This is a genomic window from Novosphingobium sp. (assembly GCF_036803765.1).
Lineage (GTDB): Bacteria > Pseudomonadota > Alphaproteobacteria > Sphingomonadales > Sphingomonadaceae > Novosphingobium.
Map to the genome: position 1 here is coordinate 158,381 of NZ_DAIRTS010000001.1, position 19,506 is coordinate 177,886.

Here is a 19,506-nt window from a genome sequence, read left to right on the forward strand (position 1 = left end):
TCTCGCTTGGCCCATGAAAAAGGCCGCCGTCCCGACCCGGGGCGGCGGCCTTTTCGTTAGAGGCTACTAGTCCTCAGAGGCTGGTTTCGGCGTAACCACCCTTGATGGTGTTGCCGACCGGCAGGCCCAGTGCGGCCTTCACAGTATTGAACACGCCGAGCTCGCCCGACCAGATCGCGGCATCGCCCAGGTCCATGCGCAGGAACAGCAGGTTGGGGTCGGTCTTGCCGCCCGGGTACCAGGCTTCGACCATGTTGTTCCAATGCTGGTCGAGCAGCGCGCGATCGGTTTCCTCGACGAGCGTCCCGTCGAAGCGGGCAAACACGTCGTGCCCCTTCGATGCGAACGTCGCGGCCGCCGCGCCCATGGCGGCGAAGCGGTTGTCACGCATGGTGAAGAACCAGATCGCGTGGTTCGCATCCTTGTCGAGCTGCGCGGTCATCGGCGCTGCGCTGTCGGCATCGTTGGCCAGCTGCAGCATCACGAACGGCGAGTGGCTCAGCGACTTCCAGAACTTGTCCTTCAGTTCCTGCGGGTTGCCCTGGTCATACTTCATGGTTCTCTCCTCTGTTGCGTTTTGCTTGTGCGTCGCAATCAGACGTGCGGATTGGTCAGCATCTCGGCGGTGATGGCATCGATCGCCGGCTGGCGGTCCTCGGCGGGGCGGCCCGACAGGAAGTCGGTCAGGTCGGTGATGAGGCGCTCCTGCACCGTCGCGAACACGCCATGCGGCTCGCCCGAATATTCGACGATCTGCGCATGCGGCACGGCCTTGGCGACGGCGCGGCCAGTGGCATCGATCGGCACGGTCTTGTCGCTCGTGCCGTGGATCACCAGCGTGGGCACGGTGAAGCTGGGCAGGTCGGGGCGGAAGTCGGTGGTGGCAAAAGCCTTGGCCGCCAGAAGGGTGGGCTTGAGGCCGGCCTGCATGGCGTGGGTCCACGACAGCTTGAGCTGCTCGTCGCTGACGGGCTGGGTCAGCAGGCCGACGCCATAGAATTCCTTGAAGAACTGGCCCATGAATTTGGCGCGGTCTTCGAGCATGCCCTGCGTCATCTGGTCGAAGGTGTCCGACGGGACGCCATCGGGGTTGTCGTCAGTCTTGGCCATGTAGGGCACCACCGAGGACACCAGCGCGACGCGGGCGATGCCCTGTGCGCCATGGCGCGACAGGTAGCGAGCGATCTCGCCGCCGCCCATCGAGAAGCCGACCAGCGCGGTATCCGACTGGGCGTCGGTCGCCTTCAGCACGTCCGCGAGGTCGTCGGCGAAGGTGTCGTAGTCATAGCCGCCATCGGGCTGGTCCGACCGGCCGAAACCGCGGCGGTCATAGGCGATGGCGCGGAAACCGGATTCGGCGAGCGCATTCATGACCGGATCCCAGCTGTCGGCATTCAGCGGCCAGCCGTGGATCAGGACGACGGCCGGTCCTTGGCCCCAAGATTTGACGTAAAGCTGCGTGCCATCACGCGTTTCGATCATCGGCATGTCCGGGGTCTCCAAAAGGGAAGCGGGTTATGCGCGTTCAACCGGCCGCATGCCGGCTTCGTTCCGCCGCTCTGCCCGAATTGCCAGCCGCCTCGTCGCACGCGGACTGGTAACCGGCGCCATCGGAACGTATATGGAACGAATGGCGCAACCGAGTGTGATGGAACGACTGGGCATCCTGGCCGATGCCGCCAAATACGACGCATCCTGTGCGTCATCGGGCACGACCAAGCGCAACAGTGCAGGCGGCAAGGGTCTCGGCTCGACCGAAGGCATGGGCATCTGCCACGCTTATGCGCCCGACGGGCGCTGCATCTCGCTGCTCAAGATCCTGCTGACCAACCACTGCATTTTCGACTGCCACTATTGCGTCAACCGCAAGAGCTCGAACGTGCGCCGGGCCAAGTTCACCCCGCAGGAGGTCGCCGACCTCACGATCGCGTTCTACAAGCGCAACTATATCGAGGGGCTGTTCCTGTCCTCGGGGATCATCCGGTCGTCGAACAACACGATGGAGCAGATGATCGAGACCGCGCGCATCCTGCGCGAGGAACACCAGTTTCGCGGCTATATCCATCTGAAGACCATTCCCGAGGCCGACCAGGAACTGGTCGAGCGCGCCGGTCTCTATGCCGACCGCGTATCGATCAACGTCGAGCTGCCAACGGTGGCGGGTCTAACGCGGCTGGCACCGGACAAGTCCGCCCCCGTGATCGAGGGGGCGATGGGCAAGATCGGCTCGGCGATCGTCGAGGCCAAGGATGCCCGCAAGCGGTTTCGCCATGCCCCGCGCTTCGCCCCCGCAGGCCAATCGACGCAGATGATCGTGGGTGCCGATGCAGCCAGCGATGCCGACATCGTCGCGCGGTCGGCGCAGCTCTATGGGAAGTTCGGCCTGCGCCGCGTCTATTATTCGGCGTTCAGCCCGATCCCCGACGCAAGCGCCGTCCTGCCCCTGCAGCGCCCGCCGCTGATGCGCGAGCATCGACTCTACCAGTCCGACTGGCTGATGCGCTTCTACGGCTACAGCGCGCAGGAAGTGCAGCAAGCGGCCGATCCGGGCGGGATGCTGCCGCTCGACATCGACCCGAAGCTCGCCTGGGCGCTGCGGTTTCGCGAGAGTTTCCCGGTTGACGTCAACCGCGCCCCGCGCGAGGCCTTGTTGCGGGTGCCTGGCTTGGGCGTTCGCGCGGTCAATTCGCTGCTCTCCGCGCGTCGCCAGCGGCAGCTTCGCCTGGAAGACGTGGGCCGGCTGACCGTGTCGCTCGCCAAGGTGCGGCCGTTCATCGTGACGGCGGACTGGCGCCCGACTCTGCTGGTCGATCGTGCCGACCTGCGCGGGAGCCTAGCGCCGCAGAAAAAGCAGCAGCTGGAGCTGTTCGGGGCGTGACGATCCGCGTCAGCCTGCCGGCGAGTGACGACACCGATGCCTGGCGCGATGCGGCGCGCGCGCTGGTGCTGGCCGGGGTCGAGCCCGATGACGTGACCTGGGACGAGCCGGCGCTCGCCGCGCCCGACCTGTTTGCTGATGCTGCGACACCGATCCCGCCGCCGCGGCCCGACGCGCCCGCGGTCCGTGCCAGCAAGGCGTTCTTGTCGCTCATGCGCATGGCGCTCCTGCATCGCGAGCCGGCGCGGTTCGACCTTGCCTATCGCCTGCTGTGGCGGCTGCAGGAGCGGCCCCGCGCCGCCGAGGATGCGGCCGATCCGCTGGTCCGGCGGCTCGATCACCTTGCGCGGCCGGTGCGCCGCGACATCCACAAGATGCGCGCCTTCGTCCGCTTTCGCAGCGTGATCGAACCCGACGGCGAGGAACGCTACGTCGCGTGGTTCGAGCCCGAGCATCATATCCTGCGCGCCAACGCTGGCTTCTTCGTGCGCCGCTTCGCGTCGATGCACTGGTCGATCCTGACCCCGCAAGGCACGCTGCACTGGGATGGGATCAGCGTGCAGGAGGGACCACCGGCGACGCGGCTCGATGCCCCTGCCGGCGATCCGCTCGAGGACCTGTGGCGGACTTACTATGCCTCGATCTTCAACCCGGCGCGGTTGAAAGTCGGCGCGATGCTCAAGGAAATGCCGCGCAAGTACTGGAAGAACATGCCCGAGGCGGCGCTGATCCCCGATCTCATCGCCGGGGCCCAGGCACGCGAGGCGGCCATGGTGGAAGTGGGTGCGAGTGCCGACTTCGGCGCTCCGCCGGAAACGCTTGCGGCGCTGGCCGGAGGGATCGACGCCTGCCGCGCTTGCGCCATCGGCTGCAACGGCACACGCGCGGTGGCGGGTGAGGGTGCAGGCGAGGGCGCCGCCTTCATGATCGTCGGCGAACAGCCGGGTGACAACGAGGAGCGCGAAAGCCGGCCCTTCGTCGGCCCGGCCGGGCAAGTGCTGCGCGCCCACCTCAGCCGTGCCGGGATCGATCCGGCGCGCGGCTGGCTGACCAACGCGGTCAAGCACTTCAAGCACCAGCCGACCGGCAAGCGCCGCCTGCACCAGACCCCGACCGCGGGCGAGATCGATCACTGCCGCTGGTGGCTGGACCGCGAGCGCGACCTGGTACGTCCGCGCCATATCCTCGCGCTCGGCGCCAGCGCGGCGCGCGGGCTGCTGGGACGGACTGCCAGCGTGCAGCGCGAGCGGGGGCTGGTGGCCGAGCAGGACGGGGCCGAGGTCTGGCTGACCTGCCACCCCAGCTACCTGTTGCGGCTCGACGGCCCGGCGCGCGAGGCCGAGGAAGCGCGCTTCATCGCCGACCTCGCCGCCTTTTCCCAGCGGATCGGTTAGGCACGCAGGCGCTCGATCCCCTGGGCAAGGGCGACATAGAGCTTGCCCATGTCCGACGAGAGCAGCGTGACGCCCAGCGCATTGCCGTCGCGCGTCGAGAGCAACTGGCGCAGCATGCCCTCGAAATCGTGGATGTAGCGGTTCACGTGCCCGCGGAATTCGCCGTCGCCATTGTAGTGCTGTTGCACCGCCTTGACGTCGGCGCTGTCGAGCAGCGTGACCGCGCGGCGCGTGAAGATGCCGCGGTCACCGCGCAGGTACGAGGCCCAGGCCGTTTCCGACACATCGGCGGACAGGCGCTGCGCAATGTCGATCGCCGCGGAATTGAGCGATTCGGTGATGAGCGCGGCGCGGCGGGCAAAGTCGTTGTCGACCTGCTCCTCGGCGCGTTCGCGGGCGCGCGTGACGCGGTTCTCGAGGTTGGCGGTCAATTCGTCGACCTTGGCAAGCTGGTCGCGCATCTGCAGCGCGCTTTCGCGGCTGGCGTCCGCTGCGCTGTCGATCGCCTGTTCGAGCCGCGCGATCAATTCGGCACCGCGACCCTGCAGCACGCGCGCGATCGCGGCATTGCTTTCCTCGCCGATCCGCTCGGCCATGGCGGTGATGTCGGCCTCGATCGTGCCGCCGATGCTGGCGCCGGCACTGCGCGCTGCCGCATGGAGGCGCTCGATCGCGGCGGCGAGCGAGCCGGCGACATCACCGGATAGCGCCTCAGCCTCGCCGCGCGCGGTGTCCAGCGTGGCGCGCAAGGTGTCGAGCTGATGCTGCTGCGCCTCGGCCTGGCGGGCGAAAGCCTCCTGCAGCCGTGCGACGTGCGCCAGCGCCGTGGCAACCTCGCCCGTCGTGCCTTTGACGCTGTCGGCCAGCGCCGCGCTGCGTGTCCCGGCATCGGCCAGACCCGAATGCAGTTCGCCGATGCGCTGGTCGAGCTGCTCCAGCCCGGCCTCACTTGCGCGCAGGACCTGCGGCAGCTCGCGGCGGCCATGCTCGCCGGTCGCCTGGATCAGTTCGAGCAGGCGCACGGCGGCGTCGGTGGTGCGCGCCAGGTGATCGTCCTGCGCGGTCAGCTCCACGCCGGTTTCGGCAAGGCGCGTGCGCAGCAGGTCGAGAGCCTGGCCCACGCCCTGCGCGGTGCTTTCGCCAAGACCCGCCGAAGCCTGCATCGTCTGCGCCAGCCGTTCGGCGCGCTGTGCCGCGTCGTCGCAGGCTGCGGCAAGGCGGCGCGCCTCGTCCTGCTGACGCGTGCGCTGGGTATCGAGCGCGCGGTCGAGGTCGGCCAGCTTGTGCGCGAGCCCTTCGGCGGCGGCATTCGCGGCGGCGGTAACCGCGCTGCGGCGCTCGGCGATCGCGCGGTCGATCTCGACCATGCGGTGGGCAAGCGTTTCGCGCTGTTCGTCGGCGCCGGCGACCAGGGCCGCGCGGCGTTCGGCGACTTGCGCGTCGATCGTCGCCGCGTCGGCGTCGAGGCTCGCCATGAGGGCGCGGCCCTGCTGGGCCAGCGCTTCGACACGCGCTGCCTGCGCCTCGGTGGCGGCGTCGTGGGCGGCCGACAGCTCGTCGAGGGCGGCGCGGAGTGTGCGGATCTGCGCCTCGCTGCGGGCCTGCCAGCTGACGAGTGCCGCGTCTTCGTGTCCTGCGATCGTTGCGCCGATCGTGCTGCTCGCCTGCTGCAGGGCATCGAGCCGACGCTCGAGCGCGCCAGTGCTTTCGCGCTCGGCCACCGCGAGGTTGCGGCGCTGCGCCTCGAGCGTGTCGGTCAGTGTCTGGGCTCGCGCACGAATCGCGGCGAGGGCGGCGTGCTCCTGGCTGTCGAGCGCGGCACGGTGCGCCGCCACTTCCTCGCGCAGCGTCACGAACCGGCTCTCGGTCTGGCGCGCGAGGTCGGCGGTCGAGCCCGAGAGCTGGGTCAGCGCGGCGTCGACGTGTTCGCGCACGCTCGCCACCTGGCGTTCGCTAGCGAGACCGAAGTCGTTGAGCCGCTGGAACCCTGCGACCATGTCCTCGAGCTGCACGTGGGCGGTGCGCCCGGCATTGGCGATGGCGTTGGTCACGTCCTTGGCGCTGTTGGCCAGGACAGGGAGCTGGCCACGCAGCTTTTCCATGTTGTCCAGTGCGTTGGCGGACACACCTGCGATGCGGTCGACCTGGGCGCCATTGTCGTGGATCAGCGCGCGCAGCGTTTCGGCATTGGTCGAAAGCCGGTCTGCGGCGATCCGGCCCAGCGCTTCGAGATCGCGCGATTGCGCGGCGATGAAGTCGCGCGCCAGCGAAAGCTCGGTATTCATCGCGGAGAGACGCGAGGCCAGTTGCGCCGATTCGCGCGAAAGACCGCTGGCGATCCCGGCGAAGCGGCTGGCCTCGCGCCGGCTGGCGCGCTGGCCAAGCAGGGCGAGCACGAGCACCACCAGAACAGGCGAGGCCCATTGCCCCACCGCCACGGCCGATGCCGCGGGGCTGGCAATCCCGATCAGGCCGGGAAGGCTGGCCCACAGGAAGAAGGCCGTCCACACGAGCACGACTCCGCCGGCAAGAACCAGCGGCCAGCGCGGCGCAGCGGCAACCTCGGCGACGTCGTCCTCCGGGCTCGCGAAGGTCACGTCGGCCCAGGCGGGGGCGTCGTCGGCCGCGGCGCTGATCATGGTTGCGCTCAGCCCGCCGGTTTCCGGCTGGTTGCTCTCGATCGGAATGATCCGTGGTCCCCCGTTCATGCGCGGGGGTGTATCACGGAATTTGCCTGCGGTTAAACCCGCCTTAAGCCGTGGCGGGGCACAAGTGCGGCCATGGCTTATCTTGGCGACCCGATCGACCTCCAGCTGTCTGCCGCGGCCGGCAACGACCCGGAACTGTTCGCGGAATTGCGCGCGGCGTTCCTTGAGTCCGCACGACGCCAGCTGGACCTGATGCAGCGGTCGCGGTGCGACGGAAACTGGTCGATGGCGGGCATGCGCCTCGAGGGGCTGGCCGCGTCGTTCCATGCCCAGGGATTGATGGCGCTGGTCGAAGCCGCGCTGGCCGGGGCGCCGGGCGATCCCGCCGTGCTGAGGAAGATCAGCACCTGGCTCAACGAATTCGCGACGGGCCTGCCGCCTGCCTGACGAGACCCAGCCAAGAGCCTGGTGATCGTACCGAATGGTGCGGCGCTTGGCAGGAGCCGGTGCGCACCCTACGATGGCCGCGACAGGAGGCTGAAACTTGCGGGTCGCGCTCATATCGTTGATGGAACAGGTCGCTGCCGCAGGTACGGGGGGCGGGCCCGGCGAAGCGCCGGCGGTCTCCGTCGTGAACCCCGGTTTCCTGCCGATCGCAGGCCACAGCATAGCCCGCCACCAGCTCGGCCTCGCCCTGGCGCTGGGATGCACGCGAATCGTCGTTCATGCCGAGATGCTGACCGCAGAGATCGTCGAGATCCAGCACGCGGCCGAGGCGCGCGGCGCCCGCTTCCACATCATTACCGCCGCCCGCGCGCTTGTCGGCCTGGTCGCCGCCGAGGATGAGCTGTTCGTCTTTGCCGAAGGCTTCCTCGCCATGCCGGCGGAGGCCCGGCGCCTGCTCGACGAAGCGCCGGGCGTGCTGGTCCTGCCGGTCGAGGCGGGCGTGGCCGCCGGGTTCGAGCGCATCGACATCAATCATGCCTGGGCGGGGGCCTTGCGCATGCCCGGGCGGATCGTCGCCGGGTTGGGCGATCTTCCGGCGGACTGGAACCCGGTGGCGGCGCTGCTGCGGCTGGCGGTGCAGGCGCGGCTGGCGCTGCGCGCGGTCCCGCAGGCTCTGCTCGAGCGCGGTCGCTGGCGGCTTGTCCGGACCGAAGACGATGCCCATGCCGCCGAGAACGACTGGCTCGCCCAGCATACGGCGGCAGATCACATGCGCTCGCCGGGCGAATGGCTGGCGGTGCAGGGCGTGCGCCGCATCGGCCCGGCACTGCTTCACGCCCGGACCCGCCCCTGGGTGGTGGCCGTCGCGGCGCTCGTGCTCGTCATGCTGGCACTCGGCGCAGGCTGGTGGGGCTGGTCGGGGATCGCGTTCGCGCTGATCGGGCTGGGCTGGGTGCTAAGCCAGGCGGCAGGAATGCTGGCCAAGGTCGAGCAGGATTCGCTGCTGGAAAGCTCGGGGCGGGTCAGAGGCGGTTCGTGGCTCAACCCTTTGCTCGATGTCGTGCTGATCGGCGCCTGCGCCTGGCATGGGTCGAGTGCGGCTGTGACAGGGGCGGGTGCAGGGACGGCAGTGCCGGCCGGCGCTACCTGGTTCGCGCCAGTGGTCCTGGTCCTGCTGCTATGGCTCTATCCCATGGTTTTGCGCGAATTTTGCTGGACCGGGTGGTTGTGCGATCGCCTGCTCGTCGCGCTCGTCCTCATCGGAATGACGCTGATCCTGCCCGTGCAGACCGCGTTGCACCTCATCGTTCTCGCGCTGCTTGCCACTGCGCTCGCACAGGCGCATGGTCTGTTTCCTAACCGCTTGCTAACCACTGGGTCTTAAGACCACGGCGATGGAAATGGCGCCTCACGCTTCGGCGGTCGCCCCGGCGGGCGACATCGGCTGGTTCACGGCCGCGCTGGCACGCGCCGGCATCGCAGCCGAAGGTCTTGCCCCGGTTGTCCGCACCCTCGTCGGCGGCGCGCCTGCTGATCTGCATTCGGACGACGTGATTGCCCGGACCCGCGGGATGATCGCCGATGTCGCCGGCCAACTCGCCACGGCGCTCGCCGAAGGCGCGGGGGCAGGCAAGGATGCAGCCCGCCACGATGCCACGGCGCTCGAGCGCGATGGCGCCGCCATTGCCGCACTGCTGACGGCCAGCGCGCCGTTCCTGATGGCCGTTCATGCGCTGGCGCTCGAATGGCACGTCACCGACCGGCTCGATCGCACGCACGGTATCGATCCCGTCCTGCCGCCCCTGATGGCCGAGGGCATCGCGGCGGCCGATGCGGATCATGCCGACGCCACCAAAGCGGTGCTGGCGGCGCAGGCGCGGTTCTGTTCGGCGCAGCGCCGGATGCAGCTTCGCTTGTCCGAACTGCCGGCGGACCTGTTCCGCATCGCGGTGCAGACGCTCCACGCCTGCGCGCTCGCCGCTCCGGCTGCGGACGCGCAAAGCCGGGCGATCATCGCTGAGCGCTCGCTACGCTTGCGTTTCGATGCCGAACGCGGGCGCCTTGCCCTGCTGCGCCGCCTGTTCGAGCGCGCGCCCGAACCCGCGCTCTGGCTCGATCCGGCCCAGGCCGGCGCCGCCCTGTTCCTGACGGCACTGGCGCGCATCATGGGCGCCCCGCGCGAAGAAGCGGTGCTCTTGACCAGCGCCGCGCAGGCCGGCCGGCTGGCTCTCGTGCTGCGCGCGGCCGGGATGGATGGCGCCGCCGTTCGCCGCACGCTGCTGTGCCTGCACCCCGACGTTGCGGTACCGCCGACACTCGACGATCTCGACCCCGCCGCTGCCGCGGCGCTGGTCCAGTGGACGCCGGAAAGATGAGCGGCGGCGCCGCGCCGATCTGCGCCCGCTGCGATGCCGCCGACCGCCTGATCGAGGCCGATGAAGCTTTGCTGCGGCTTCACCTGGCATCCGGCGGCGATGTGTCCGGGCAACTGGCCGTGCCCTCGCTGCTCCAACTGGTGCGCGAGGCACGCGCCTCGGGCCTGCCGCAGGTGCGGAGCGTTGTCATGCACGATGGCGGGCAGTCGCTCGCCGCCCACGCGGAGGCCCGGCCCGAGGGCGATACCGTCGTCATCCTCACGCGCGACTGGCAACAGACAGGCGCCCTCGCCGATGAGCGCCCCGCCGCGCTGCTGCATCACCTGGCACAGGGGCATGTGCTGCTGGACACCCAGCAGCGCGTCGTTCTGGCGGCTTGCGAAGCGCCCGACCTTGCCGCAGCCGCTGCCCTGCTTGCCGCCGCCCCGGGCGTGCATTGGACCCAGGCACTCGGGTTGGCGGAGGCCGAGCGCCTGGCCACGCTGCACTGGCGCCTGCTCGACGACATGGTGGTCGATCTTCCGGGATCGGCGCGGCGCTGGCGCGTGCGGCTCCTGCCGCGTTCTGCCGGCTTCGACCTGCTGCTCCTGCCCGAGACGATCGCTGCCTTGCCCGATAGCCTGTCCGAGGCGCTGCCGGCGGATGCGGACGACACGGCGCTTCAGCCCTGGGCCGCATTCCTCGGTCGCGATCTCGCGCCCGCGCTGCGCCAGCCAATCAGCCGGATCATCGCCAATGCCGAGACGATCCGCAGCCGGCTGGCCGGGCCGCTGGGCGAGGCTTATGGCAACTATGCCGCCGATATTGCCGAGGCGGGGCGACACCTACTCGGACTGGTCGACGACCTTGCCGATCTCGACGCGGTCGAGGCGCCGGGCTTCGCGCCGATCCCCGACCACATCGACCTGGCCGACTGCGCAAGGCGGGCGGCCGGCATCCTGTCGGTGCGCGCGCGTGAGCGGGGCATCGTGGTGGTCGTGCCGGATGAAGGTACCCAGGTGCCCGCGATCGGCGAGTTCCGGCGCGTGCTCCAAGTCCTCCTCAACCTGCTCAGCAATGCGATCCGCTATACCCCGGCACACGGCACGGTCGAGCTGGCCTGCGGCATCGAACGCGGACAGGCCTGGCTTGCGGTCCAGGATCGCGGCGAGGGGCTGACGGCCGATCAGGCGGCGCGGGTGTTCGACAAGTTCGAGCGGCTGGGCCGCAAGGGCGATGGCGGCAGTGGCCTGGGACTCTACATCTCGCGCCGGCTTGCGCGCGCGATGGCAGGCGATCTTGCGGTGGAAAGCACGCCGGGCCAAGGGGCCCGCTTCGTGTTGACGCTGCCGGCGGACGTACCGGCGGCCGGTCTCGTCAACGCACGCTGATTTTCAAGATTTTTTACGTCAGGGCTGGCGCGACAAACGCGTCAGCGCTGGGTGCGGCGCCAGGCGCGCCACATCACGACCGCGCCGATGAGCGCAAGGCCGGCGCCCCGCCACGCCCATGGCCGCTGATCAAGCATGAAGCTCTCGCGCGGCCAATGGACGTAGCCGAGGCCTTGTCCGATCCAGAGTACGCCCATGAGAAAGGCGGCCAAGCCGATGAAGCCGAAGATCGTCGCCTTGGCTGCCTGTCTTTTCATGGGATCCGCTCCGCTCAGCGCTGGTCGAGCGGCACGTAGTCGCGCTGCGTCGGCCCGGTGTAGAGCTGGCGCGGGCGGCCGATCTTCTGGCCGGGATCGGAGATCATCTCGTTCCACTGCGCGACCCAGCCGACGGTGCGGGCGAGCGCGAAGAGCACGGTGAACATCGTGGTCGGGAAGCCGATCGCCGACAGGATAATGCCCGAGTAGAAGTCGACGTTCGGGAAGAGCTTCTTCTCGACGAAGTACGGATCGTTGAGCGCGATCTCTTCGAGGCGCAGGGCGGTCTCGAACAGCGGATCGTTGACCTTGAGCGCGTCGAACACCTCGCGCACGGTCTTCTGCATCACGGTCGCGCGCGGGTCGTAGTTCTTGTAGACGCGGTGACCGAAGCCCATCAGGCGGAACGGATCGTTCTTGTCCTTGGCGCGCTCGATGTAGTGCGGGATCTTGTCCGGCGTACCGATTTCCTTGAGCATGTTGAGCGCGGCTTCGTTCGCGCCGCCATGCGCGGGGCCCCACAGGCAGGCGATGCCGGCGGCGATGCACGCGAACGGATTGGCACCCGACGAACCGGCGAGGCGCACGGTCGAGGTCGAGGCGTTCTGCTCGTGGTCGGCATGGAGGATGAAGATGCGGTCCATCGCCTTCTCGACGGCGGGGATCACTTCGTATTCCTCGGCCGGAACGCCGAAGGTCATGCGCAGGAAGTTGCCCGTGTAGGACAGGTCGTTGCGCGGGTAGAGGAACGGCTGGCCGACCGAATACTTGTACGCCATCGCCGCGATCGTGGGGATCTTGGCGATCAGGCGGTGCGAGCTGATCGTGCGGTTCTGCGGATCGGCGATGTCGGTCGAATCGTGATAGAACGCCGACAGCGCGCCGACGACGCCGCACATCACCGCCATCGGGTGCGCGTCACGACGGAAGCCGCTGTAGAACTTGGTCAGCTGCTCGTGCACCATGGTGTGGCGCGTGATCGTCCGGGTGAACGATTCCAGCTCCTCGCCGTTCGGCAGTTCGCCGTTAAGCAGCAGGTAGCTGACTTCCATGAAGCTCGAATGCTCGGCCAGCTGGCCGATCGGATAGCCACGATGCAGCAGGACGCCTTCGTCACCATCGATGTAGGTGATCGCGCTGTCGCAGCTGGCGGTCGAGGTGAAGCCCGGGTCGTAAGTGAACTTGCCGGTCTGGCCATAGAGCTTGCGGATGTCGATCACATCCGGGCCGATGGTGCCGCTCTTGACCGGAAGCTCGACGGTCTTGCCGTCGGTGGCCAAAGTAGCCTGATTGTCGCTCACGCTAGGCTCTCCTGTTACAAAATTGGTCGTGTCGTTGCTCGCCGTCATCCGGCGGCGTGGTCCTGCAGGCGGGCCAGCGCTTCCTCCTTGCCGAGGAGCGCCAGCACGTCGAAAATTCCGGGCGAGGTGGTCTGGCCGGTGAGTGCCGCACGCAGCGGCTGGGCGATCTTGCCAAGGCCCACGCCCAGTTCCTCGGCCATCGGCTTCACCGTGGCCTCGAGCGCGTCGGGTGTCCATTCGGGTGCATCCGCAAGACGGGCGACCACTTTGGCAAGAATTGCCCGCGCGTCGTGGGTCAGCAGGTTGGCGGCCTTCTCGTCGAGCGGCAGCGGCCGCTGCGCAAAGAGGAACACGGCACCCTTCGCCAGTTCATTGACGTCGGCGGCTCGTACCTTGAGGACGGGCATCGCCTTGGCCAGCTTGGCCTCGTCCACCGCCGGCACCAGCGCGGCGAGCCGGGGCGCCACGAGGCTGGCGAGCCGTGCATCGTCCGCCTCGCGGATGTAGTGGCCGTTGAGATTGAGCAGCTTCTTGAGGTCGAAGCGCGAGGCGCCCTTGTTGACATCGGCGATGTCGAACCATTCGATCGCCTGCTCGCGGCTGATGATTTCCTCGTCGCCATGGCCCCAGCCGAGGCGCAGCAGGTAATTGAACACTGCCTCGGGCAGCAGGCCCATGTCGTCGCGATAGGCATCGACACCCAGCGCGCCGTGGCGCTTGGACAGCTTGGCCCCGTCGGCACCGTGGATCAGCGGGATATGGCCATAGACCGGGTCGGGCCAGCCACCCTCGATCGCGTCCATCGCGCGGATCACCACCAGCTGGCGGAAGGCGTTGTTGATATGATCATCGCCGCGGATCACGTGGGTGACCCCCATGTCGTGGTCGTCGACCACCACCGCGAGCATGTAAGTCGGCGTGCCGTCGCTGCGCAGAATGATGAAATCGTCGATCTCGACGTTTTGCACCGTGATCGTGCCCTGGACGGCATCGTCGATCACCGTCTGGCCGTCGCGCGGCGACTTGACGCGGATCACGTAACCGCGGTCGGCGGGCCAAGTGTCGGGCGTGGCATCGCGCCATTCGCTGTCGAGGCGGAACGGGCGGCGTTCTTCCTGCGCCTTGGCGCGTCGCTCGGCCAGTTCTTCCTGGGTGAGGTAGCAGCGATAGGCATGGCCGGCGGCGAGCAACTGGTGCGCGACTTCGGCGTGGCGGTCCGAACGGGCGAACTGCATCACGGGTTCTTCGTCGCCGCCGAGGCCGAGCCAGTTCAGGCCGTCGAAGATCGCGTCGATCGCGGCATCGGTCGAGCGGGCGCGATCGGTATCCTCGATGCGCAGCAGATAGGTGCCACCATGATGGCGGGCATAGAGCCAGTTGAACAGCGCGGTGCGCGCGCCACCGATGTGGAGGAAGCCGGTGGGCGAGGGGGCAAAGCGTGTGACGACACGCGCCGCAGGCCGGTTGCCGGCGTCCGTTGCCGGGTTCGATCCTGCAGAAACGGTATCAGTCTCGCTTGCCATCGACGGCGCATTCCTTCCAGTTTCGGCGCATGGCCGGCTTTCCTGCAGCCCCCACATCCACTCGTGCGGACGACCTCGGCAGCCCCGCTGCGGGGGCGCAAGAGACCGGTCCTGATTGGGGACTGGTCGGGCTGTCGCGGCATTGGGCCAAACCTTTGCATTTGTCCAGCATGCTCGCGCATGCGAATGCGTGGCTCGAGCAACGCGGGACTGAACGTGGACCTTGGCTAAGTGTTTCCTTTGTCGTGGGAATCTCTGCATGGTTCGCCCTGCCGGGACTATACCAATGGCTGGCCTTCCTCGCCCTTTTGGCCGCAATTATGCTGCTGGTGCTGCCATTGGACCGGGATGGCCGACTCGCCCACCTGCGACTGGCCGTTCTGGGCGTGGGACTGATGGCATTTTCCGGCTGCGGGACGATCTGGATCAAGTCGGAATTGCTGGGAACGCCGCCCATCCCGCGGCCGATGGTCACGGTTGTCGAAGGCGTCATTACCGGGCGCGACGTCCGCCAGGCGGACGGCATCGTGCGCCTGGTCATCGCCACGCGGCTACGGATCGAAGCCCAGGGGGCGCCGGGGAGGGGGCATACGACACACCGTGCGCCAGCGCTCTTTCGCGACGGCTCGGTGCGCGTGAACCTTCCGCTCGAGCGGGATAATCCGCTGCTCACCGATGGCGCCCATGTCCGCCTGACCACCCGCCTGATGCCGCCAGCGCCGCCGATGGTGCCGGGCGCTTTCGACTTTGCGCGCACAGCCTGGTTTTCGGGCCTGATGGCGACGGGGAGCGTGACGGGTCCGGTGTCAATCCTGACGCCGCCGCCGCCCGGCACGACGCTGGACGCCGTGCGACAGAGGCTGGCAGACCATATTCGCACGCAACTGGCCGGCACCCCCGGCGCCATTGCCGCGGCCTTCGCCAGCGGGGACCGGGGCAGCATCGCCAAGGCCGACGAAGATGCCATGCGCGATGCCGGGCTCACGCATCTTCTGTCGATCAGCGGGCTTCACGTCAGTGCCGTGGTCGGTGCCGTCTATTTGATCGTCTCGCGGATGATAGCTTTGGTGCCATTTCTGGCGTTGCGGCTGCGCGTGCCGCTGGTGGCAGCGGCGGCGGGAGCTTTGGCTGGCGTTGCCTACACACTGCTGACCGGCGCCGAAGTACCGACGATCCGGTCGTGTCTCGGTGCCTTGCTCGTGCTGGCGGCGCTGGCGCTCGGCCGCGATCCGCTTTCGCTGCGCATGCTTGCCGTCGCCGCCTTCGTCGTCATGCTGTTCTGGCCCGAGGCGGTCGCGGGGCCGAGCTTCCAGATGAGCTTCGGCTCCGTCATGGCGATCATCGCGTTCGACGGCTCGGCGCCGGTGCGGCGCTTCCTCGATCATCCCGAGGAAGGCACCGTCATGCGCCTGGCGCGGCACCTTGCCATGGTGCTGGCGACCGGCCTCGTCATCGAACTGGCGCTGATGCCGATGGGGCTGTTCCATTTCCATCGCGCCGGCCTCTATGGGGCAGGGGCCAATGTCGTCGCGATCCCGCTGACCACCTTCGTCACGATGCCATTGATTGCGCTGGCGCTGCTGCTCGACCTCGCCGGCTGCGGGGCGCCTGCCTGGTGGGCGGTGGGCCGATCGCTCGATGCATTGCTGTGGCTTGCTCACGCGACTGCGCGCCAGCCGGGGGCGGTGACCTTGCTGCCGGGAATGCCCGCCTGGGTGTTCGGACTGTTTGTCGGTGGGTTGCTCTGGCTTGCGCTCTGGTCGGGGCGCGTCAGGCTCTGGGGCCTGTTGCCGGTCGCCGTCGCCACGCTCCTGGCCATTGTGCAGCCGGTGCCCGATATCCTCGTTACCGGAGACGGGCACCATGTGGCCCTGACGGGGCTGGGGAACGACCTGGTGATGCTACGGAGCACCCGCAGCGACTACACGCCCGACACGCTGCAGGAGACCGCAGGCCTGTCCGGCATCGTGCGGCCCATCGAAGAATGGCCCGGGGCGCGGTGCAATGCCGATTTCTGCCGGGCGATTTTGCTGCGCGGCGGGCGAACCTGGACGGTCCTGATGACCCGCAGCCGCGACTTGGCCGACTTTCCGGGCATGATCCGCGCTTGCGCCCAAGCCGACATCGTGATTGCCGACCGCACTCTGCCGCGCCGCTGCCAGCCGCGGTGGTTCAAGGCCGATCGTGCGCTGTTGCGGCGGACCGGCGGCATGGCGGTCTATCTGGCGTCGGGGCGGGTGGAGACGGTGGCCGACGCCGAGGGCGAACATGGCTGGTTTGGTGGTGGGAGGATCGGGCGCGGGGTGCCGTAGGTTGATTGGCGCGGACGCTCGAGGCGAGCGCCTTGCCCGTTACCCCTCCACCACCCGCTTTTGCGGGTGGTCCCCTCCCCACAGGGTGGGGAGGATCTGGGGGAGGGCTTAGTGGTAGCGGCGCAGGAGGCCGGCGAGCTTGCCTTGCACTTCGACTTCGTTGGCGTCGTAATACTGCGGGTCGTACGCGGCATTTGCGGGGTCAAGCCGCACGCGGCCTTTTTCGTGGCGCAGGTACTTCAACGTGGCTTCTTCCCCGCGGACCAGCGCGACGACGATCTCGCCATCGCGGGCGGTGTTGGTGCGGCGGACCAGCGCGAAATCGCCGTCGAGGATGCCGGCATCAACCATCGAGTCCCCGGACACTTCGAGCGCGTAATGCTCGCCGGCGCCGAGCAGCGCGGCGGGAACCGGCAGGATGGCGTTGGTCTCCATCGCCTCGATCGGAGCACCGGCGGCGATGCGGCCGTGCAGCGGGATCTCGACCACGTCGTTGGCAGCACGCGGCGCGGCACTGGGCGTCGGGGCCGGTGCGGCCGCACGGGCGGCAACGGTACGCGCCCCGTCGACACGGGCCGGTGCTTTGGCGCCGAGACTTTCCGGCTCCCGAATGACTTCCAGCGCGCGTGCGCGGTTGGGCAGGCGACGGATGAAGCCACGCTCCTCGAGCGCGGAAATCAGACGGTGCACGCCAGACTTGGACTTGAGGTCCAGCGCTTCCTTCATTTCCTCGAAAGACGGCGAGATGCCGGAATCATCCAGGCGGGTCTGGATGAACGAGAGCAGTTCGTGCTGCTTGCGCGTCAGCATTCGCAAGTCTCCTTTGGCGAACGAATGCGGAACGAATAAGCAACTAAACCGAACGCGTCAAGCAAATGCGCCGAAATCGAGCAGATAGATCGGTACTTCGCTCGATTTCGGACGAGCAGGGGCACCGGCCTCGCGGCGCACGAGGCAATTCGAGCGGGCGAGCGAGGACAACGCGCCGGAATCCTGCAGTGGATCGAGCGTGACGCGCGTGCCATCCCATTGCGCGCGCAGGAATTCGGTGCGCCCGCCACCGACCGGAAGATCGTGATCGAGGAGCGCCGACAAGGGGCTTTGCAGCGGCTGCGCGGCACCCAGCATCGCACGCAGCAACGGCAGCAGGAACAGCGTACCGGTCACGAAGGCCGAGGCGGGATTCCCGGGGAGGCCAAGGATGACCTGCCGATCGCGGCGGCCCACGAGCAGCGGCTTGCCCGGCTTGATCGCGACGCGCCAGAAATCGAGCGTGGCGCCGATCGCCTCGAGCGCGGGGCGGACAAGGTCATGGTCGCCGACCGAGGCGCCCCCGCTCGTCACCACGACATCGGCTTGGCGGACAGCGTCGAGCGCGGCGGTCAGTGCCTCCAGCGTGTCGGGCACGGGACCATGGCGGGTCACATCGACGGGCAGCGTTGCCGCCATGGCGGCAAGCATCGGGCCGTTGCTCGCGGGGATCTGGTGCGGCAGAAGCGGGTGGCCCGGAGCGCCGAGCTCGTCGCCGCTGTCGATCACTGCGACACGCAGCCGTCGGCGCACCGGCACATGCGCGTGGCCGGCGGCGATGGCGAGGGCGATCTGCGCGGGACCCAGTCGCGCTCCCGTGGCAATCAGCGGCTCCTGCACCGCGAAATCCATGCCCGCCGGGCGGATATGGCGGTCATGTGGAACCGGCGGGGTGCCGGTAAGAAGCAGCGTATCACCCTCGCGGCGCGCGTCTTCCTGGATCAGCACGGTGTCGGCACCGGCCGGAGTGGCGGCCCCGGTGCTGATGCGGACGGCCTCGCCCGACGCGACCGTGCCGTCGAAGGGATGGCCGGCTGCGCTTTCGCCAATGACATGCCAGGGTCCGGGCAGATCGGTGCTGCGCAGGGCATAGCCGTCCATCGCCGAGAGCGCGGTAGCAGGCTGGGTACGCGCCGCCACGACGGGCCCGGCCAGATAATGCCCGGCGCATTCGGCCGTCGCGCGATGCTCGATCGCGACCAGCGGTGCCTGCGCGATGAGACGGGCTTGCGCTGCCTCGAGCGGCAGGGGCGGGACGCGCCCGCTCATTCGGCGCGGACCCAGTCGCCCGACTTGCCGCCGCGCTTTTCGATGAGGCGGACGGCGTCGATCACCATGCCCTTGTCCACGGCCTTGGCCATGTCGTAGATCGTCAGCAGTGCCACGCTGGTCGCGGTCATCGCCTCCATTTCCACGCCGGTCTTGGCGGTAAGCGAGGCCGTGGCCGTGCATTCCACGCCTTCGTCCGTGAGGGTGAAGTCGACGCTCACGGCATCGAGCGCGAGCGGGTGGCACAGCGGAATGAGCTCACCGGTGCGCTTGGCCGCCATGATCCCGGCGATGCGCGCCGTTGCCAGGACATCCCCCTTGGGCACGGCCCCGTCGCGGATCGCGGCGCGGGCCGCGGCCGACATGCGGATCAGGCCGCGGGCGACGGCGACGCGCTGCGTCGGGGCCTTGGCGCCGACATCGACCATATGGGCATGGCCGCGGGCATCGAGATGGGTCAGTTCGCTCATGCCCCGCTCATGCCAGACCCGGGCTGCGTTGCAAGGGTGCCTGTGTGGAGGGGTTGCGGGGGCGCCAGGCCCGCCCGCAGGTATTCCAGCGCAATGCCCGCAAGGTTCTGCGACCGCCCGACATGGCGCAGGCGGACCCGCTCGAACCCCACGATGGCCTGCCGATAGCGTGCGAAGCAATCGGCGGTGGCGGGGTGGATCGTCGTCCGTCCCGCGATCTGGTCGAGCACGAAGGCGCTGTCCCCGCACAGGATCACGTCACGATCGCCAAGCGTCCGGGCCAGTGCGACGGCAGCCAGCAGCGCGCACCATTCCGCGCGGTTGCTGTCGCCCATGCCGGCTAGGGGATCGAACCAGGTCGCACCGCGCGTCACGACCGCGGTTTCCATGGCCCCCGGATTGGGCCGGCAGCCGCCGTCGAACCAGATCTTGCGCGCGGCCATGGCGCGAGG

The 19,506-nt window shown here is 68.6% G+C and carries 17 protein-coding genes; 7 read left to right on the forward strand and 10 right to left on the reverse strand.

Going from position 1 to position 19,506, the window contains the following annotated elements:
• Positions 1 to 73: 73 nt before the first annotated feature.
• Positions 74 to 556, reverse strand: coding sequence for a pyridoxamine 5'-phosphate oxidase family protein (locus tag V7Q48_RS00680; protein WP_333835656.1), 483 nt, complete (start codon positions 554 to 556; stop codon positions 74 to 76).
• A gap of 38 nt (positions 557 to 594) precedes the next feature.
• Positions 595 to 1,488 (reverse strand): alpha/beta fold hydrolase, encoded by an 894-nt coding sequence (locus V7Q48_RS00685; protein ID WP_333835657.1) that lies wholly within the window; start codon positions 1,486 to 1,488, stop codon positions 595 to 597.
• 142 nt (positions 1,489 to 1,630) lie between these two features.
• On the opposite strand from V7Q48_RS00685, the gene V7Q48_RS00690 reads away from it, so the two are divergent.
• Positions 1,631 to 2,878: a putative DNA modification/repair radical SAM protein gene (locus V7Q48_RS00690; RefSeq protein ID WP_333835658.1), complete on the forward strand. Its 1,248-nt coding sequence runs from the start codon at positions 1,631 to 1,633 to the stop codon at positions 2,876 to 2,878.
• The gene (locus tag V7Q48_RS00695) at positions 2,875 to 4,272 is read left to right on the forward strand and encodes a UdgX family uracil-DNA binding protein (RefSeq protein ID WP_333835659.1); all 1,398 of its coding nucleotides are present in this window, start codon (positions 2,875 to 2,877) and stop codon (positions 4,270 to 4,272) included. The genes V7Q48_RS00690 and V7Q48_RS00695 overlap by 4 nt, the downstream gene beginning before the upstream one ends.
• Here V7Q48_RS00695 and V7Q48_RS00700 read toward each other — a convergent pair.
• Positions 4,269 to 6,980 (reverse strand): hypothetical protein, encoded by a 2,712-nt coding sequence (locus V7Q48_RS00700; protein WP_333835660.1) that lies wholly within the window; start codon positions 6,978 to 6,980, stop codon positions 4,269 to 4,271. The genes V7Q48_RS00695 and V7Q48_RS00700 overlap by 4 nt on opposite strands.
• Positions 6,981 to 7,052: 72 nt before the next feature.
• Between V7Q48_RS00700 and V7Q48_RS00705 the strand changes: the two genes are divergently transcribed.
• The 4 genes from V7Q48_RS00705 to V7Q48_RS00720 all read left to right on the forward strand — a co-directional run bounded on the left by V7Q48_RS00705 (position 7,053) and on the right by V7Q48_RS00720 (position 11,112).
• A complete protein-coding gene (locus V7Q48_RS00705) occupies positions 7,053 to 7,367 on the forward strand; it encodes an Hpt domain-containing protein (RefSeq protein WP_333835661.1) in 315 nt (104 codons plus the stop codon).
• 121 nt (positions 7,368 to 7,488) lie between these two features.
• Positions 7,489 to 8,751: a hypothetical protein gene (locus tag V7Q48_RS00710; RefSeq protein WP_333835662.1), complete on the forward strand. Its 1,263-nt coding sequence runs from the start codon at positions 7,489 to 7,491 to the stop codon at positions 8,749 to 8,751.
• A gap of 16 nt (positions 8,752 to 8,767) precedes the next feature.
• Positions 8,768 to 9,742: a hypothetical protein gene (locus V7Q48_RS00715; RefSeq protein WP_333835663.1), complete on the forward strand. Its 975-nt coding sequence runs from the start codon at positions 8,768 to 8,770 to the stop codon at positions 9,740 to 9,742.
• On the forward strand, positions 9,739 to 11,112 hold the full coding sequence (locus V7Q48_RS00720) for a sensor histidine kinase (protein WP_333835664.1): 1,374 nt from the start codon (positions 9,739 to 9,741) through the stop codon (positions 11,110 to 11,112). The genes V7Q48_RS00715 and V7Q48_RS00720 overlap by 4 nt, the downstream gene beginning before the upstream one ends.
• 41 nt (positions 11,113 to 11,153) lie before the next feature.
• Here the strand turns inward: V7Q48_RS00720 and V7Q48_RS00725 are convergent, their stop codons facing one another.
• From V7Q48_RS00725 to gltX, 3 genes are read right to left on the reverse strand one after another with little or no spacing between them, the layout of a single operon-like run.
• The gene (locus tag V7Q48_RS00725; protein ID WP_333835665.1) at positions 11,154 to 11,369 is read right to left on the reverse strand and encodes a hypothetical protein; all 216 of its coding nucleotides are present in this window, start codon (positions 11,367 to 11,369) and stop codon (positions 11,154 to 11,156) included.
• A gap of 14 nt (positions 11,370 to 11,383) precedes the next feature.
• Positions 11,384 to 12,670 (reverse strand): citrate synthase, encoded by a 1,287-nt coding sequence (locus V7Q48_RS00730; protein ID WP_333835666.1) that lies wholly within the window; start codon positions 12,668 to 12,670, stop codon positions 11,384 to 11,386.
• Between the two features lie 44 nt (positions 12,671 to 12,714).
• Complete coding sequence (gltX, locus tag V7Q48_RS00735; protein WP_333835667.1) at positions 12,715 to 14,193, reverse strand: glutamate--tRNA ligase; 1,479 nt, start codon at positions 14,191 to 14,193, stop codon at positions 12,715 to 12,717.
• Positions 14,194 to 14,438: 245 nt separating this feature from the next.
• On the opposite strand from gltX, the gene V7Q48_RS00740 reads away from it, so the two are divergent.
• The gene (locus tag V7Q48_RS00740; RefSeq protein WP_333835668.1) at positions 14,439 to 16,505 is read left to right on the forward strand and encodes a ComEC/Rec2 family competence protein; all 2,067 of its coding nucleotides are present in this window, start codon (positions 14,439 to 14,441) and stop codon (positions 16,503 to 16,505) included.
• Positions 16,506 to 16,613: 108 nt separating this feature from the next.
• On the opposite strand, the gene lexA is transcribed toward V7Q48_RS00740, so the two are convergent.
• From lexA to V7Q48_RS00760, 4 genes are read right to left on the reverse strand one after another with little or no spacing between them, the layout of a single operon-like run.
• On the reverse strand, positions 16,614 to 17,315 hold the full coding sequence (lexA, locus tag V7Q48_RS00745) for a transcriptional repressor LexA (protein ID WP_333835669.1): 702 nt from the start codon (positions 17,313 to 17,315) through the stop codon (positions 16,614 to 16,616).
• A gap of 57 nt (positions 17,316 to 17,372) precedes the next feature.
• Positions 17,373 to 18,584: a molybdopterin molybdotransferase MoeA gene (locus V7Q48_RS00750; protein ID WP_333835670.1), complete on the reverse strand. Its 1,212-nt coding sequence runs from the start codon at positions 18,582 to 18,584 to the stop codon at positions 17,373 to 17,375.
• A complete protein-coding gene (gene moaC / locus V7Q48_RS00755) occupies positions 18,581 to 19,054 on the reverse strand; it encodes a cyclic pyranopterin monophosphate synthase MoaC (RefSeq protein WP_333835671.1) in 474 nt (157 codons plus the stop codon). The genes V7Q48_RS00750 and moaC overlap by 4 nt, the downstream gene beginning before the upstream one ends.
• The gene (locus tag V7Q48_RS00760; RefSeq protein ID WP_333835672.1) at positions 19,051 to 19,497 is read right to left on the reverse strand and encodes a reverse transcriptase-like protein; all 447 of its coding nucleotides are present in this window, start codon (positions 19,495 to 19,497) and stop codon (positions 19,051 to 19,053) included. Before V7Q48_RS00760 ends, moaC begins: the two co-directional genes overlap by 4 nt.
• Between the last annotated feature and the right edge of the window lie 9 nt (positions 19,498 to 19,506).

Bases quoted from the DNA above. Each gene is read 5' to 3' on its own strand.
- V7Q48_RS00720 (WP_333835664.1), top strand. From the start codon at position 9,739: ATGAGCGGCGGCGCCGCGCCGATCTGCGCCCGCTGCGATGCCGCCGAC.
- V7Q48_RS00685 (WP_333835657.1), bottom strand. From the start codon at position 1,488: ATGCCGATGATCGAAACGCGTGATGGCACGCAGCTTTACGTCAAATCT.
- V7Q48_RS00690 (WP_333835658.1), top strand. From the start codon at position 1,631: ATGGCGCAACCGAGTGTGATGGAACGACTGGGCATCCTGGCCGATGCC.
- V7Q48_RS00725 (WP_333835665.1), bottom strand. From the start codon at position 11,369: ATGAAAAGACAGGCAGCCAAGGCGACGATCTTCGGCTTCATCGGCTTG.
- V7Q48_RS00700 (WP_333835660.1), bottom strand. From the start codon at position 6,980: ATGAACGGGGGACCACGGATCATTCCGATCGAGAGCAACCAGCCGGAA.
- V7Q48_RS00680 (WP_333835656.1), bottom strand. From the start codon at position 556: ATGAAGTATGACCAGGGCAACCCGCAGGAACTGAAGGACAAGTTCTGG.
- gltX (WP_333835667.1), bottom strand. From the start codon at position 14,193: ATGGCAAGCGAGACTGATACCGTTTCTGCAGGATCGAACCCGGCAACG.
- lexA (WP_333835669.1), bottom strand. From the start codon at position 17,315: ATGCTGACGCGCAAGCAGCACGAACTGCTCTCGTTCATCCAGACCCGC.
- V7Q48_RS00710 (WP_333835662.1), top strand. From the start codon at position 7,489: ATGGAACAGGTCGCTGCCGCAGGTACGGGGGGCGGGCCCGGCGAAGCG.
- V7Q48_RS00705 (WP_333835661.1), top strand. From the start codon at position 7,053: ATGGCTTATCTTGGCGACCCGATCGACCTCCAGCTGTCTGCCGCGGCC.
- moaC (WP_333835671.1), bottom strand. From the start codon at position 19,054: ATGAGCGAACTGACCCATCTCGATGCCCGCGGCCATGCCCATATGGTC.
- V7Q48_RS00750 (WP_333835670.1), bottom strand. From the start codon at position 18,584: ATGAGCGGGCGCGTCCCGCCCCTGCCGCTCGAGGCAGCGCAAGCCCGT.
- V7Q48_RS00715 (WP_333835663.1), top strand. From the start codon at position 8,768: ATGGCGCCTCACGCTTCGGCGGTCGCCCCGGCGGGCGACATCGGCTGG.
- V7Q48_RS00760 (WP_333835672.1), bottom strand. From the start codon at position 19,497: ATGGCCGCGCGCAAGATCTGGTTCGACGGCGGCTGCCGGCCCAATCCG.